Source organism: Actinoplanes italicus (assembly GCF_003001815.1).
GTDB lineage: Bacteria > Actinomycetota > Actinomycetes > Mycobacteriales > Micromonosporaceae > Actinoplanes > Actinoplanes italicus.
Map to the genome: position 1 here is coordinate 135,261 of NZ_PVMZ01000014.1, position 14,375 is coordinate 149,635.

The 14,375-nt window shown below is 71.9% G+C and carries 10 protein-coding genes; 1 reads left to right on the plus strand and 9 read right to left on the minus strand.

Going from position 1 to position 14,375, the window contains the following annotated elements:
- Positions 1–53: 53 nt before the first annotated feature.
- The 8 genes from CLV67_RS30415 to CLV67_RS30450 all read right to left on the minus strand — a co-directional run bounded on the left by CLV67_RS30415 (position 54) and on the right by CLV67_RS30450 (position 8,897).
- Positions 54–938: a shikimate dehydrogenase gene (locus CLV67_RS30415; protein ID WP_106324733.1), complete on the minus strand. Its 885-nt coding sequence runs from the start codon at positions 936–938 to the stop codon at positions 54–56.
- Positions 939–969: 31 nt separating this feature from the next.
- Positions 970–2,151: an endolytic transglycosylase MltG gene (gene mltG / locus CLV67_RS30420; protein WP_106324489.1), complete on the minus strand. Its 1,182-nt coding sequence runs from the start codon at positions 2,149–2,151 to the stop codon at positions 970–972.
- Positions 2,152–2,357: 206 nt separating this feature from the next.
- Complete coding sequence (gene mltG, locus CLV67_RS30425) at positions 2,358–3,530, minus strand: endolytic transglycosylase MltG (protein WP_170154065.1); 1,173 nt, start codon at positions 3,528–3,530, stop codon at positions 2,358–2,360.
- Positions 3,531–3,542: 12 nt separating this feature from the next.
- A complete protein-coding gene (ruvX, locus tag CLV67_RS30430) occupies positions 3,543–4,004 on the minus strand; it encodes a Holliday junction resolvase RuvX (protein ID WP_249037973.1) in 462 nt (153 codons plus the stop codon).
- A 256-nt stretch (positions 4,005–4,260) separates the two neighbouring features.
- The gene (gene alaS, locus CLV67_RS30435; RefSeq protein WP_106324495.1) at positions 4,261–6,942 is read right to left on the minus strand and encodes an alanine--tRNA ligase; all 2,682 of its coding nucleotides are present in this window, start codon (positions 6,940–6,942) and stop codon (positions 4,261–4,263) included.
- Positions 6,939–7,232, minus strand: coding sequence for a hypothetical protein (locus tag CLV67_RS30440; RefSeq protein WP_106324497.1), 294 nt, complete (start codon positions 7,230–7,232; stop codon positions 6,939–6,941). The genes alaS and CLV67_RS30440 overlap by 4 nt, the downstream gene beginning before the upstream one ends.
- 23 nt (positions 7,233–7,255) lie before the next feature.
- Positions 7,256–7,705 carry a DUF948 domain-containing protein gene (locus CLV67_RS30445; RefSeq protein ID WP_106324499.1) on the minus strand — a complete coding sequence of 150 codons (450 nt, stop codon included), beginning with the start codon at positions 7,703–7,705 and terminating at the stop codon, positions 7,256–7,258.
- Positions 7,706–7,784: 79 nt separating this feature from the next.
- Entirely contained in the window at positions 7,785–8,897 is a 1,113-nt protein-coding gene (locus CLV67_RS30450; protein WP_146169352.1) for a hypothetical protein, read from the minus strand.
- Positions 8,898–9,278: 381 nt separating this feature from the next.
- Between CLV67_RS30450 and CLV67_RS54350 the strand changes: the two genes are divergently transcribed.
- Positions 9,279–11,687 carry a hypothetical protein gene (locus CLV67_RS54350; protein ID WP_146169353.1) on the plus strand — a complete coding sequence of 803 codons (2,409 nt, stop codon included), beginning with the start codon at positions 9,279–9,281 and terminating at the stop codon, positions 11,685–11,687.
- A gap of 782 nt (positions 11,688–12,469) precedes the next feature.
- On the opposite strand, the gene CLV67_RS30460 is transcribed toward CLV67_RS54350, so the two are convergent.
- Positions 12,470–14,314, minus strand: a complete 1,845-nt coding sequence (locus CLV67_RS30460; RefSeq protein WP_239166623.1) for a replication-associated recombination protein A — start codon at positions 14,312–14,314, stop codon at positions 12,470–12,472.
- Positions 14,315–14,375: the final 61 nt, after the last annotated feature.

Genomic DNA, 14,375 nt, shown 5'->3' on the forward strand with positions numbered 1-14,375 from the left:
GCGGGACGGCACGAGGCCGTCCCCATCCCGTCCTGCGGACACCGGCGGGGCGTTCAGCCCCGGGCCCGGACGGCCTCCTCCAGAGCCACCCACATGGCGTCCTGCGGCGCCTGGTCGACTCCCGTGAACTGCTCGAACTGGCTGAGCGCCTGTGCCAGCAGCAGGTCGAGCCCGGAGACGACCGGGATGTCGTACTTCGTCGCCGACGCGGCCAGCGGTGTCGGCCACGGGTCGTAGAGGGCGTCGAAGTACACACTTCCGGGACGCCAGGTCACCCGCTCGGCAAGCTCGTCGGCGGCGCCCTTGGGCACCGTGGAGAGGACCGCGTCGGCGTCGAAGGCGCCCTCCGCGTCCGGCCACGCCACACCGGTCAGGGTGAGTCCGAGCGCCACGGCGACCGGCTCCAGTTCCTCGCGGGCCTCCGGACGACGGGTCACCACGGTGACCGTCTCGCCGCCCAGTTCGGCCGCGGCCGCGAGGGCGGCCCGGGCGGTGCCGCCACCACCGAGCACGGTTATCCGGGGAGGCGCCTCCTTGACCGCGTGCCGGCCCCGGCTCAGGCCGAGCCCGGCCTCGCGCAGCACGTGGACCATGCCGGGGATGTCGGTGTTGTCGGCGTGCCAGGATCCGTCGGCCTGACGGACGAGGGTGTTCGCCACGCCGGCCGCGATGGCGACCGGCGAGGCCGAGGTGGCCAGCCGCAGCCCGGCCTCCTTGAGCGGCATCGTGAGCGACAGGCCGGCCCATTCCGGGCCCATCCCGGCCACCAGATCCGGCAGCTCGGACTCGGCGCATTCGATCGCCTCGTACGTCCATCCGGCCAGGCCGGCGGCGGCGAACCCGGCATTGTGGATCACCGGGGAGAGCGAGTGTGCGATCGGCTTACCGCACACGGCGGCCTTCCGGCCGCTGGACGGGTTCTCGTCTTGGCTCTGCACCCGGCCCACTTTACGGGGCCGGGCGATCCTCCTACTTTCCGCAGAGGTCGATGCCGTTGGCGCAGGCTTTCTGGACGTTCTTCTGGTGGTCGGCGTCGGTGACGGCGAACGCGGAGTTGCCCTTCTTGTCGATCGCCACGAAGAACAGCCACGGCCCGTTCGTGGGCCGCATCGAGCCGAGCAGTGCCGCCTTGCCCGGGCTGTTGATCGGTCCGACCGGCAGACCCTTCACGACCTCGGTGTTGTACGGGTTCTTCGGGTCGTCCATCTCCTTCTGCAGGAGATTGCCCGAGTGCTTGGGGTCCTTGCCGTTCAGCTCGAGCCAGTAGTTCGTGGTCACGTCGAACTGCAGGACCATGTCCTTGACGTACGCCCGGTTGTAGGCGACCCGGGCGATCTTGGGCAGGTCGGCGGGCACCCCGGCCTCGGCCTGGGCCAGCGACGCGACGATCAGCGCCTCGTAGGGCGACACCTTGCGGTTGCGCTGCACCTCGTCGGCGTACGCCATCTCGCCGGTGACCGTGAGGAAACGTCCGACCATCGTCCGCAGCACCTGCGTGGCGTTCGCCTTCGGGTCGAACTCGTAGGTGTCCGGGAAGAGGAAGCCCTCGGCCGTCTTGGACACCTGCTTGCCGTCGTTGCGCTTGAACCACCAGTCGGGCACGCCGAGCGCGACGGGGTCCTTCGCGGCCTCCTCGAAGTCCTTCACCGGGAGGCCGGTGCCCTTCGCGAGCAGCTCGTAGGTCTGCTTGGCGGTCTTGCCCTCGGGGATCGTCACGCCGCGGCTGAGCCGTGTGTTCGGGTCGAGGAGCTGGATGACAGCGTGTTCGGCGGCCATCTGCCGGCGCAGCACATAGGTGCCGGACTGGATGTTCTTGCTGCGCGGCTCGGCCTCGGCGGCCTCGACGAACGCCTTCGTGCTCTTCACCACGTCGACCTTGACCAGCGCGTTGCCGATCTCGGTGAGCGACGAGTTCTTGGCGATGGTGACCTCGACCGGGTCGCTGCCGGTGCCGTCGTAGTCGGCGGCCACGAAGAAGTCCTGCACCTTCGTGTAGCCGAAGTAGACGCCACCGCCCAGGACGGCGAACAGAAGCAGGGTCATGACCAGCGCTATGGCCGACCGGCCCCGCCCCTTCCGATTCCGGTGGCTACCCCGGGACCCACTCGGCTCGGCGTCCTCTTCGAACGCCACGTCCAGTTCGTCGATCATCTCGTCTGCCTCCGCTGCCCGTCCGGCCGACTCCGCGGGGTCCCCATCACGACCGCCTCCTCGACGATCGCTCCACGGTCAGTTCGTGACCAGCACACTGACGCGCACCATACCCACATCGATGCCTCTCCGCCCACCCTGCGATCCTGCCTAACGCGCAGTGACCGGCCGGAGCAACTCCGACCGGTCACTCAACCCTTAAGAGGTCAGCAGATCGGGATGCCGTTCTTGCAGGCGACCTGAATGTTGGCGTTGTGCTCGTCGAACGTCTTGCCGTACGCCATCTTGCCCTTCGCGTCGATCGTCACGAAGAAGAAGTAGGGGCTCTTCTCCGCCTCGATCGCACCCTTCAGAGCGATCTCGCCCGGGTTGCTGATCGGACCGATCGACATCCCCGGCACGTTGTACCGGTACGGGTTCTCCTCGCCGTGCAACTCGTCGACCGTCAGCTTCTCGGACGACTTGCCCTCCTTGCCCTGCAGCCGCAGCCAGTAGTTGACCGTGCTGTCCAGCTGCAGGCACCCGCAGGGGAAGTCGTCGGTGTACACGCGGTTGTAGAGGACGCGCGACACCGGACCCATGTCCTCCGGGAGCAGCGCTTCGACCTGGGTGATCGACGCGGCAACGAGAGCCTCGTACGGCGAGATCTTGAGCTTCGTCTGCGCCGTCTCCGCGAAGTTCAGCTTGTCCATCTCCGCGTTGAACTTCCCGATCGCCAGCTTGAGGATCGCGGTCGCGGTGGGGTTCTCCGGCATCTCGTAGGTCGCCGGGTAGAGGAAGCCCTCGATGTTGGACTTGTCGACCTTCTTGCCGTCGGTGCGCTTCAGCCAGATCGGTGAGACGCCGAGCTTCGAGATGTCGGCCGCGGCCTTCTCGAACTCCGCGTACTTGATGCCGGTCTCCTTCGAGAACGCCTCGAACGCCTGCATCTTGGTCCATCCCTCGCGGATGGTGACCGCACCTTCGACGTACTTGTTCTTCAGGTCCAGCAGCATCAGCAGCGCGTCGCTGGCCTTCATCTCCTTACGCAGCTTGTACGATCCGACTTGAATGCCCGTACTGTCGGAATTCTCGTTGGCCGCGTTGACGAAGGCCTTCGTGCTCTTCACCACACCCTTGTCGAGCAGCGTCTGAGCGATCGCGGCGGCGCTGTCGCCCTTCTTGACCTCGACGATGACCTCGCCACTGCCCGGACCGCCGTAGTCCGCGGCCAGGAAGCGGCCGGCGAAACGGTCGTATCCGTACCAGCCGCCGGCACCCAGGCCCCCGAGGAGCAGCAGGACGAGGACGAGCGCGACGACGGAACGCCCCTTGCCCTCCTTCTTACGGTGCCTCCACCGCCCGGGATCGGGGTTCCCCTCGTATTTGAGGTCTTCCATCTCGCCGATCAATTAAGCCTGCCTCCGCCGCGCGTCGAGCCAGCCCTGCAGGATCTCCACGGCGGCCGCCTGGTCCACGACCGCACGCTGGCGTTTGCCCTTCACACCCCGCTCGGACAGCCGGCGGCTGGCGACAACCGTGGACATGCGCTCGTCGGTCAGCTGCACCGGCACCGGTGCGAGCACCGCCGCGAGCCGTTCCGCATAGGCGCGGACGTGGCCGGCCGCCACACCCTCGCGCCCGTTGAGCGCCACCGGGAGCCCGACGACGACCTCGGTCGCCTCGTGCTCGGCCACCAGCCGAGCCAGCTCCGTCATGTCCTTCGGAGTGCCGTCGTCACCGGCCGCCTGATCGCGCGGCACGGTCACCACCGGACTGGCCAGGATCCCGTCCGGGTCGCACTTGGCGACACCGACGCGCACCTGACCGACGTCCACACCCAGGCGGACGCCCCGAGCGAAGCGCTGAGTCACGCTCCCACCCTGCACAGCAGCAACCCGCATCTCCCGTCCCCGATTACGCAATGATGCGAAGAGTAGCGATCGTACTTCGAAGATCGTCACCCGATCGCGCCCAAGAGCTTAGCCCCAACGCTGGCAGCAGCGCCGCCGCCCGGGGCAAGCCCTAAAGATCTACTAAGAAACGGAGTACCCAAACAGCAACGCCCGATCACCTACCGTGATAAGAAAACGCCCCGGAGGGTTCCGGGGCGTTCTCAAGACGTGGGAATCAGGCCTTGTCGGCGACCGCCTGCTCGATCGCGGCCAGCAGACGCGGCGCCTCGTCCGCCGGGACACCGCCGCCCTGCGCCAGGTCTTCGTTACCGCCGCCGCGGCCGGACAGCGCCGTCCGGACCAGGTCCTGCGCCGAGACGCCGCGGCTCTTCGCCACGCCGTTGATCGCCACGATCAGCGACGCCTTGCCGTTGGCACGGGCGGTCACCGCCACCACCGCCGGACGGGCAGCGTCGATCTTGCCGCGGATCTCCTGCGCCAGCGTCCGCACGTCGTTCACGGCCGCGCCCTCCGGCGCCTCGGTGCCGACGTAGGCCACCCCGCGCACGTCCTTGGCCTGGCCGGCGAGCGCCGCCGCCCCGCCCAGGACCATCTGCGCCCGCAGCTTCTCCAGCTCCTTCTCCGCGTCGCGCAGCGCCGTGACGGTCTGCTCGACCCGGTCGGCGACCTGGTCACCGGGCACCCGGAACAGGTCGGCCAGGCGGGACACCAGCAGGTGCTCCTTGGCCAGGAAGCTGAACGCGTCCAGGCCGACCAGCGCCTCCACACGGCGTACGCCGGAACCGATCGACTGCTCGTTGAGGATCTTCACGAGACCGAGCTGACCGGACCGCGCCACGTGGGTGCCACCGCACAGCTCACGCGCGTAGTCACCGACCTCGACCACGCGGACCTCGTCGCCGTACTTCTCGCCGAAGAGCGCCATCGCCCCGAGACGCCGCGCCTCCTCCTGCGAGGTGACGAACGCGTTGACCTCGAGGTCGCGCAGCAGCACCTCGTTGATCTGCTGCTCCACGTCGAACAGGACCGACGGGTTGACCGCGCCCGGGGTGTGGAAGTCGAACCGCAGCCGGCCCGGAGCGTTCAGCGAACCCGCCTGGGTCGCCGACTCACCGAGGAAGTTGCGCATCGTCTGGTGCACCAGGTGCGTGGCCGTGTGCGAGCGGGAGATCGCCTTACGGCGGGTCACGTCGATCTCGGCCAGCGCCGTCTCGCCCGCCCGCACCTCGCCACGGACCACCCGCGCCTTGTGCACGATGAGGCCGGGCAGCGGCTGCTGCACGTCGACGATCTCCAGGCGGCCGCCGCCCACGTTGATCACGCCGGTGTCGGCCTGCTGGCCACCACCCTCGGCGTAGAACGGGGTGGTGTCGAGGACCAGCTCGACGAAGTCGCCCTCGCCCGCCACCTCGATCCGGCCGGAGTCACCGATCAGCGCCCGGACCCGCGACTCACGGGTGATCTCCTGGTAGCCGGTGAACTCGACCGGGCCGCCCGCGTCCAGCGCCGACCGGTACGACGAGAGGTCCGCGTGACCGGTCTTGCGCGCCGCCGCGTCCGCCTTCGCCCGGGCCCGCTGGTCGGCCATCAGCCGCCGGAAGCCCTCGTGGTCGACGTCGAGGCCCTGCTCCTGCGCGATCTCCAGGGTCAGGTCGATCGGGAAGCCGTACGTGTCGTGCAGCTGGAACGCCTTGTCGCCCGAGAGCTGCCGGCCGCCCGACGACTTGGTGTCGGTGATCGCCAGGTCCAGGATCGTGGTGCCCGACTTCAGCGTGGAGAGGAACTGGTCCTCCTCCGCGTACGCGTACGTCGAGATCCGCTCGAAGTCCGACGCCAGCTCCGGGTACGACGGTGACATGCAGTCGCGCGCGATCGGCAGCAGGATCGGCAGCGCCCGCTCCTGCCAGCCGAGCAGGCGGATCGACCGGATCGCCCGGCGCATGATCCGGCGCAGCACGTAGCCGCGGCCCTCGTTCGTCGGCGTGATGCCGTCGCCGATCAGCATCAGAGCGGTACGCACGTGGTCCGCGATCACCCGCAGGCGTACGTCGTCCGGGTGGCTCTCCGACGCCGCGTGGCCGGAGCGCTTGCCGTACTCCCTGCCCGTCATCTCCGCGGCCTTGGCCAGGATCGGGCGGACCTCGTCGATCTCGTAGAGGTTGTCGACGCCCTGCAGGATCGACGCGATGCGCTCCAGGCCCATGCCGGTGTCGATGTTCTGCTTCGGCAGGTCACCGACGATCGTGAACTCTTCCTTCGACTTCACGTCGGTGATCTCGTGCTGCATGAAGACCAGGTTCCAGAACTCCAGGTACCGGTCCTCGTCGACCTCCGGGCCGCCCTCGGAGCCATAGGCCGGGCCGCGGTCGTAGTAGAGCTCCGAGCAGGGGCCCGCCGGGCCGGGGATGCCCATCGACCAGAAGTTGTCCTTCTTGCCACGGCGCACGATCCGCTCCGCCGGCAGGCCGGTCTGCTTCCAGATCTCGATGGCCTCGTCGTCGTCGAGGTAGACGGTCGCCCAGATCTTCTCCGGGTCGAGGCCGAAACCGCCCTCGGAGACCGGCTTCGTCGACAGCTCCCACGCCAGCGGGATCGCGCCCGACTTGAAGTAGTCACCGAACGAGAAGTTGCCGTTCATCTGGAAGAACGTGCCGTGCCGGCTGGTCTTGCCGACCTCGTCGATGTCCGGGGTCCGGATGCACTTCTGCACGCTCGCGGCCCGCTGGTACGGCGGGGTCCGCTGGCCCAGGAAGAACGGGACGAACTGCACCATGCCGGCGTTGATGAAGAGCAGGTTCGGGTCGTCGATAGCCGGCAGCGGGGCACTCGGGACCACCGTGTGCCCGTTCGCCTCGAAATGCGCCAGAAAGCGCCGCTTCACTTCCGCCGTTCTCATCGACTTCCCTCTTCCTGCGAGCCGGGCCACGCGTCGTCACGCAGCTCGGCGAACTTGTCCTCGTACAGCTCTCCCGCGGCGAACGCCTCGTGGATCTGGTTCTCCCGCTCGGCCATCCCCTCGCGGACGTCCTCCACGAAGCTACGCAGCGACTCGACGAGGCCGCCAGCGGATTCCGACAGGGAGGTGGCGATCCCCGTGGGGGTGAACTCGTTGGCCTTCTGGTTCAGCTTGCGGACGACGAGGGCGCCGACGGCCAAGCCGACGCCGAGCCACAGCAGGCGCTTCATGGGGCGTTACCTTCCTCGACAGGTCAGCGGGCGGCCTTGCGGCGCTGCTTGATCGCGGCACGAACCTCACGCTCGTCCTCGGCGCTGCGGCGGGCGGCGGCGGCCTTGCGCAGGCCGTACCCGAACGAGGCCACCTTGACCAGCGGATTGGCGGCGGCCGCCGAGACGACGGTGACCAGGTTGGCCACGTTGGCGGTGATGTTCTGCGCGTGCTCGGTCATCGTGTCGACCTTCGCGAGCTGCAGGTTCACCCCGTCCAAAGTGACCTGCGTCTGGGTGAGAGCCGTGTTCACGTTCTCCACCGTGGTGTTCACGTTGGTGAGCAGCGGTCCCGTCCGGTCCACCACGTCGTTGATCGCGTGCGTGGTGGCGTCGATCGTGCGCCCCAGCTTGAGGATCGGCACAGCCAGTACCAGGACGAGCATCAGGAAGGCGCCCGCCGCGATCAGACCTGCGATATCTCCGGCATCCATGTGGCGCGTTCTCCTATTCGGGTGGTCACGGTTCGGCGGGTCGACCCACAGACCCTACCGTCCGTGACCACCACGCGCGTCACGACGCCTCGGGTGTCGGAGACGACTGCTGGAAGATGGAATCGTCAGTGCGCAGAATCGGGTCCGGCGTCTGCCCCACGGGCCCGGGAGCGGTGTCGGTCTTGCCCCGCTCATCGACGATCGCGTTCCACACCTTGATACGGACCGTGGACCCCACACACTCGCCCGGAGCGGCCGGCTCCACGGGCTCGGCGCCCGCCGACGGGTTCTGCTCCGCCGCGAACTGGTCCACCGCGCAGCCCGGCAGGCTCACCGCGAGGTCCAATGTGAGCTCGTCCCGCTCCCAGCAGGTGTAGACGCCCTCGTCCTCCCGGATCGGCGACTCCGGACAGCCCGCGACCTTGCGCTCGGTCCACCCGGCTGACTTCAGCGCCGTCGTGTAGACCTTGGACGTCTCCGTGAACGGCTGCTCCGAGTCGGTCACCCGCTCCCGGAACTCGCACTCCATGATGCACAGGCTGTTGCCGCTCTCGAACTCCTTCTCGTTCTTGGCGGCCCAGGCCGGCACCTGCAGCGAGTCCAACGAGGCCAGGACGGGGTCGCTGCTCATGGCCCGCACACCGAAGAAGGCCGGCAGCACCAGCAGCACCAGAGCGGCCAGAGAAACCAGGGTGATCAGACGCAGGCGGCGTTCGGTGCGAAGTTTCTGGCGCAGCTCGGCGCCCGCTCCACGCAGACCACCCTCCGGCTCGGCGTCACCACTGCCTTCAAAACCATCATCGGGTACGCCCGGAGCAGCCGACCTCGTACCGGCGGCCACCCGGCCGCTCCCGCCTCCGGCACCGGCCGGCGAGATGGAACCGGTCGCGGACCCGCCACGCCCGGCGCCGGGTCCGCCCGGCGCGTTGTCCCGGTCGCCGTCACGCCCGGCGGACGCCCGCCCGGGAGCTGCCGCGCCCACAGAGGCCGCGCCGACCGACGCCGCACCCACAGAGGCCGCACCGACCGACGCCGCGCCGACGGCCACGGCACCCATCGCCGCGCCACCGTCCGGACCGGAACCGCCGCGACCCGGCACCGACGCGCCACCGCGGGCCACGCCCTCGCCTGGACGACCACCCGGCCCGTTACCACCGTCGAGTCCCTCTCCGGCCGGGCCACGGCCGGGCACCGAGGCGCCACCCACAGCCCGCGACTGGCCGTCACCCGCAGGACCACGCCCGGGAACGGCAGCACCGCCCACGGCACGCGACGGGCCGTCGAGCCCATCCGGCCCGCGACCGGGAACCGCGGCACCGCCCAGCGCCCGCGACGGACCATCCGGCCCGTCCAATCCGCGCCCGGGAACCGAAGCTCCACCCATCGCCCGCGACGGGCCGTCCATCGGCGCGCCGGGCTGGCCGGGAACGGAAGCCCCCGGGCCTCGCTGAGGTCCGTCCGGGCCCGCCGGCCCACGCCCTGGCACTCCGGCACCGCCCACGGCACGTGACGGGCCGTCCGGGCCACCGCGACCGGGACCGCCGGGCCCGCCTCGTGCCGGCGGTCCGTCGGGGTGAGCGGGGCCGCGACCGGGCAGGCCCGACGGCTCGCCGTCCGGGCCGATGCCCGGACGTCCCGGCGCTACAGCGCCCTGGCCTCCGCGACCCGCCGCGCCCATCGCCCGCGAGGGCCCGCCGTCGGGACCCCGGCCCTCGGATTTCGGACCGTTGGGGCCGCGGCCGGGCAGGCCCGACGGGCCACCTCCCGGGCCGGAGCGTCCCCGACCGGCAGCCACGGCGCCCGTCGCACCGGCAGCGCCCATGGCCGCCGCCGAAATGCCGTCCGGGCCGCCCTGGGCATGGCCCGGCACCTCGGCGCCGCCGCGTGCGGGTCCCTGGCCGCCACGGCCCGGCCCCTGGCCCGGCACACGCGCGCCACCACGGGCACCGCCGTCCGGACCGGCACCGGGCCCCATGGCCGGTCCCGGTGCACCGCCGGGACCGGGTCGCACAGCACCCGTCGACTGCCCGGGACCACCGCCGGGGCCGGGTCGCACAGCACCCGTGGACTGACCCGGCTCACCACCGCGTCCAGGCGGCAGAGCGCCCATCGGCTGCCCGGGGCCAGGGCGCACGGCGCCCGTCGGCTGACCCGGCTCACCACTACGCCCTGGCGGCAGAGCGCCCGTCGCATGGCCCGGACCGCCGCCGGGCCCCGGCCGTACAGCGCCGGTCGACTGACCCGGACCGGGCACTGCGGCGCCCGCCCGCGCGGGGCCGGGGCCGTCCGGCCGGATTCCGCTGTGCCGGCCGGTGTGTTCCTCGCCGTCCGGACCGAAGGTTCCCGGGGCACCGCCCGGTCCGTCGGGCCGGCCGCCACGCCTGCCCGGACCCGGCTGCTCGGGCACGACTCCGCCCGGCATGCCACGGTCCTCACCGGGCTGCGGTCCACGCTGGCCACGGGCCGGACGCTGGATCACCCCGGAAGTGCTCTCCGCCATCGCACCGGCACGGCCGGGGACCACGGGTGTACGTGCGCCCTGCCGCCCCGGGACCACCGGCGGTACCACGGCGGCGGCTCGTACCGGCCGGCCGTCACCAGGACCGATACGGCGTGGACCGGGTACGTCCGGAGTCCCGGTGAACCCACCGGCCTCCGGCTCGTCCGGGTCGGAACCCTGGTGCACGTTCCGCTGGCGGCGGGCCTCACTCCGGCTCCGGCCCTCTCCGGGCCGCCCGTCAGCGCCGGGTCGGCGGTCGCCGTCGGGCCGGTCGTCCTCGCCGGGACGCGCCGGGTCACCGTGTCGGCCCGCGCCGTGTGTGCCGCGGTCACCGCCCGGCTGCACCAGTCCGTGCGAGCCGGTGTCGGTACCGGTCTGAACGAATCCGTGTGCGCCGGTGTGCGTGCCGGTCTCGACGAAGGCATGCGCGCCCGAACCCGTCCGCATCGCGCCGTCGGGTGCCCCGTGCCGGCCCGGCCCGGGCGGAGCCGCGTGGCCGGGACGACGCCCGGGTTCGCCGTCGGGGGCGCCGTGACCGGGCTGCCCACCGCGGCCGGCGTGCCGGCCGGTCGGTTCCTCGGCGGGGGGACCGTCCTCGGCCCGCCCTCGCCGGCCGCGGCCACGGCCGGGCCGGTCGTCGCCGCCACCCGGCTGTCCCGGGCCACCGGGAGCACCATAGGCGCCGGCGCCACGCCCGCCCTGCTCGTAGCCGTTCGGGATGGCGCCGGACTGATGCACGGCGTCATACCCGGCCGGGATCGGGCCGGACTGGTGCACGGCCTCGCGCCCAGTCGGAATCGGACCCGACTGGTGGACGGCGTCGTAGCCGGTAGGGATCGGACCCGACTGGTGGACGGCGTCGTAGCCGGTAGGGATCGGACCCGACTGATGCGCTGCGTCATACCCCGTGGGAATCGGACCCGACTGATGCACGGCGTCGTAACCGGCCGGGATCGGACCCGACTGGTGCATACCGCCCGGCCGGCCCGGCGAGACCGGGTCCGACGGACGGAAACGGGCCCGTGCCGGCGCGCCGGGCGACACCGGACGAACACCGGGACCGGCGGAATGCGCACCCGGAGACACGGGCCGGACGCCGGGCACGGCACCGCGGGCACCGGGCGGCGCGGGGCGGGTGCCGGGGATCTCGGGCGCGTTGCCGGACGGCGGGACGACCGCACCGCCAGCCGGCGCCTGACCCGGGTACATCTGTCCGGAGGGATCCGGGTCCACCTGACGGCGGCCGCCACCCACCTCGGGGCCACCACGGCGTCCACCGGGCGGTGTCTGACCGGGCACCGCACCCGGCGGCATCTGACCGGGCCTCGCCTGCCCATGCGGCATCTGACCGGGGGCAACACCCGGCGGCATCTGGCCCGGAGCACCACCCGGCGGCATCTGACCGGGAACAGCACCCGGCGGCATCTGGCCGGGCCTGGGCTGACCGGGCACGCCCGCGCCCGGCGGCATCTGACCTGGTGAGACGCCTCCCGCCGGACCGGGCGGCACAGCGCCGGGACGCCGGCCGGGCGGCATCTGACCGGCAGGCATCTGACCCGGAGGAACCTGGCCGGGTGGCATCTGACCGGGCGGAACGGCACCGGTCCGCTGGCCTGGTGGCATCTGACCGGGCGGAACGGCGCCGGTCCGCTGGCCGGGCGGCATCTGACCGGGCACACCGGCACCACCGCGCGGGCCTGCTCCCGGCTGCCCGGGCGAGACCGGACCGGACGGACCCACGCCCGCCGGCTGCCCCGGCCCACCCGGACCGGGCGGCGTCATCGGGCCGGAACGCTGACCGGCCGGGCCCGCACCGGCCGGGTTCACCGGGGCAGGACGCTGCCCACCCCGGCCGGGCGGACCGGCTCCGGGCGCGACCTGGTCGGCCCGCGGTACGGGACCGGAACGCTGACCGGGAGGCGGCCCCTGCCACCCACCGGTGCTCTCACCGTCACCGCGGCCCGCCGGGGCGGCGAACTCGTCGTCCGTGCCACCGGGGAACGCGAAGTCGTCATCGGGGGCGTCATCGGGGCCGGGCGCCCTGCGTCCGGACTTGCTGGTCCGTGCCTCGCCGGGAGTGACGCCGGGACCGATGGCCCCGCCCTCCTCCTTGGCCGTGCGCAGGTCGTCGAGCCAGCCGGTCTCCTCGCGCGGAACCTCCTGGGGAACGGCCGGCTGCTCGGCACGACCACCCCGCCCGAAGCGCCGGCGGTTCTTACCACCCTGGCCGGCGTCGTCGTCGGGCCGTTCGGCACCCCGCCCTGTCACCGCTGTTCCCTCCCGGCACTGTCGCCGCTGTCGTCACTGCGTCCGGCACCGCTCACGGCACCGCCATCGCCGACAGCGGCACCGTCGCCGCTGTCGTCACCACCCCCGGCACCGTCACCGGCCGCCGCGGTGTCGACGGCATCGTCGCCGCCGGCCTTACGCGTGGCGCCACCGTCAGCACCAACGCCACCGTCAGCACCAACGCCCCCGGCACCGCCGACGTCACGTGCGGCGGCCGCCGGGGCCTCGCCGCCGGGGCCGCTGTCAACCGTGCTGCCGTCGGCCGTGCTGCCGTCGACCGCCGAGGCTGCCGGTTCGGAGTCTGCCGGTTTCGAGTCCGCCGAAGACTGTGACTCATCGGCGACGCGAGCACCACCCGCCGCGCGGTCCGCGGTCCTCACCGAAGTGGTGACCGTGCTGCTCACCGGCCCGGTGGCGGAGTCACCCCCGGGTGGTCGCGTCGCGGGCCCCTGACCTCGCACGATCCGGCGAAGTCGTGGCACCCGCTCACCGACCGCGCGTTCGGCGCCATGATCGGTCGGCCGATAGTAGTCGGTCCCGACCAGATCATCGGGGACGTATTGCTGGCGGACGACGCCCCGTGGATCGTCGTGCGGGTAGCGGTATCCCCGTCCGTGACCGAGGCCACGCGAACCCGGATAGTGCGCGTCGCGCAGGTGCGGCGGAACCGGTCCGCCCCGGCCCGCGCGGACGTCGGCCATCGCCTCGCCGAGGGCCACCGTGACACTGTTCGATTTCGGCGCGGTGGCCAGGTGCACGACGGCGTGGGCGAGGTTGAGACCGGCCTCGGGCAGCCCGACGTTCTGCACGGCCTGGGCGGCGGCGGTCGCGACCAGCAGCGCCTGCGGGTCGGCCATGCCGACGTCCTCGCTGGCGAAGATGACGATGCGCCGGGCGATGAACCGCGGGTCCTCGCCGGCGACCAGCATGCGGGCCAGATAGTGCAGAGCCGCGTCGGGGTCGCTGCCGCGCATGCTCTTGATGAACGCGCTGATCACGTCGTAGTGGGCGTCACCGTCGCGGTCGTATCGGACGGCCGCCACGTCGACCGCCTTCTCGGCGGTGGCGAGGTCGATCTCCGAGGCGTCCTGCGCGAGCGCCGACCCCGCCGCGGCCTCCAGCGCGGTCAGTGCCTTGCGGACGTCGCCGCTCGCCAGCCGTACCAAATGGTCCTCGGCATCGGCAGCCAGGGTGACCGCCCCGCCCAGGCCGCGCTCGTCGGTGATCGCGCGCCGCAGGAGGCGACGGACGTCGTCCTCGCCGAGGGATTGGAGGGTGAGCAGCACACAGCGGGAGAGCAGGGGCGAGATGACGGAGAAGTACGGGTTCTCGGTGGTCGCCGCGAGCAGGGTGACCGTGCGGTCCTCGACGGCGGCGAGCAGCGAGTCCTGCTGGGTCTTGCTGAAGCGGTGCACCTCGTCGATGAACAGGACGGTCGGCGGTCCGCCGTAGCGCCGCTCGCGCCGTGCCGTGTCGATCACCGCGCGCACGTCCTTGACCCCGGCGGTCAGCGCGGACATGGCGACGAACTTGCGGTCGGTGGCGTTGGCCACCAGATGCGCGATGGTGGTCTTGCCGGTGCCGGGTGGGCCCCAGAGGATCACCGACATCGGACTGGCGCCGGTGACCAGCTGACGCAGTGGCGCGCCGGGCGCGAGCAGGTGCTCCTGGCCGATCAGCTCGTCGAGGGACGCGGGCCGCATCCGCACCGGCAGCGGAGCGTCACCCGTGGGGCGCCCGAATCCGCTGGTCGCGGCACCGGCCGGAGCCGCGGGCCGCGGGTCCGGTGACGCGAGGGAGAAGAGCCCATCTGTGTCCATCACAACCGACAGTACCGGCCTTTACGACCCGATCCGAAACGCCACCTGCCGCCTGTGGACA

Excerpts from the sequence above, each read along its gene's own strand:
- CLV67_RS30440 (WP_106324497.1), bottom strand. The coding sequence starts at position 7,232 with ATGAAGCGCCTGCTGTGGCTCGGCGTCGGCTTGGCCGTCGGCGCCCTC.
- mltG (WP_106324489.1), bottom strand. The coding sequence starts at position 2,151 with ATGATCGACGAACTGGACGTGGCGTTCGAAGAGGACGCCGAGCCGAGT.
- CLV67_RS30460 (WP_239166623.1), bottom strand. The coding sequence starts at position 14,314 with ATGGACACAGATGGGCTCTTCTCCCTCGCGTCACCGGACCCGCGGCCC.
- CLV67_RS30445 (WP_106324499.1), bottom strand. The coding sequence starts at position 7,705 with ATGGATGCCGGAGATATCGCAGGTCTGATCGCGGCGGGCGCCTTCCTG.
- mltG (WP_170154065.1), bottom strand. The coding sequence starts at position 3,530 with ATGGAAGACCTCAAATACGAGGGGAACCCCGATCCCGGGCGGTGGAGG.
- alaS (WP_106324495.1), bottom strand. The coding sequence starts at position 6,942 with ATGAGAACGGCGGAAGTGAAGCGGCGCTTTCTGGCGCATTTCGAGGCG.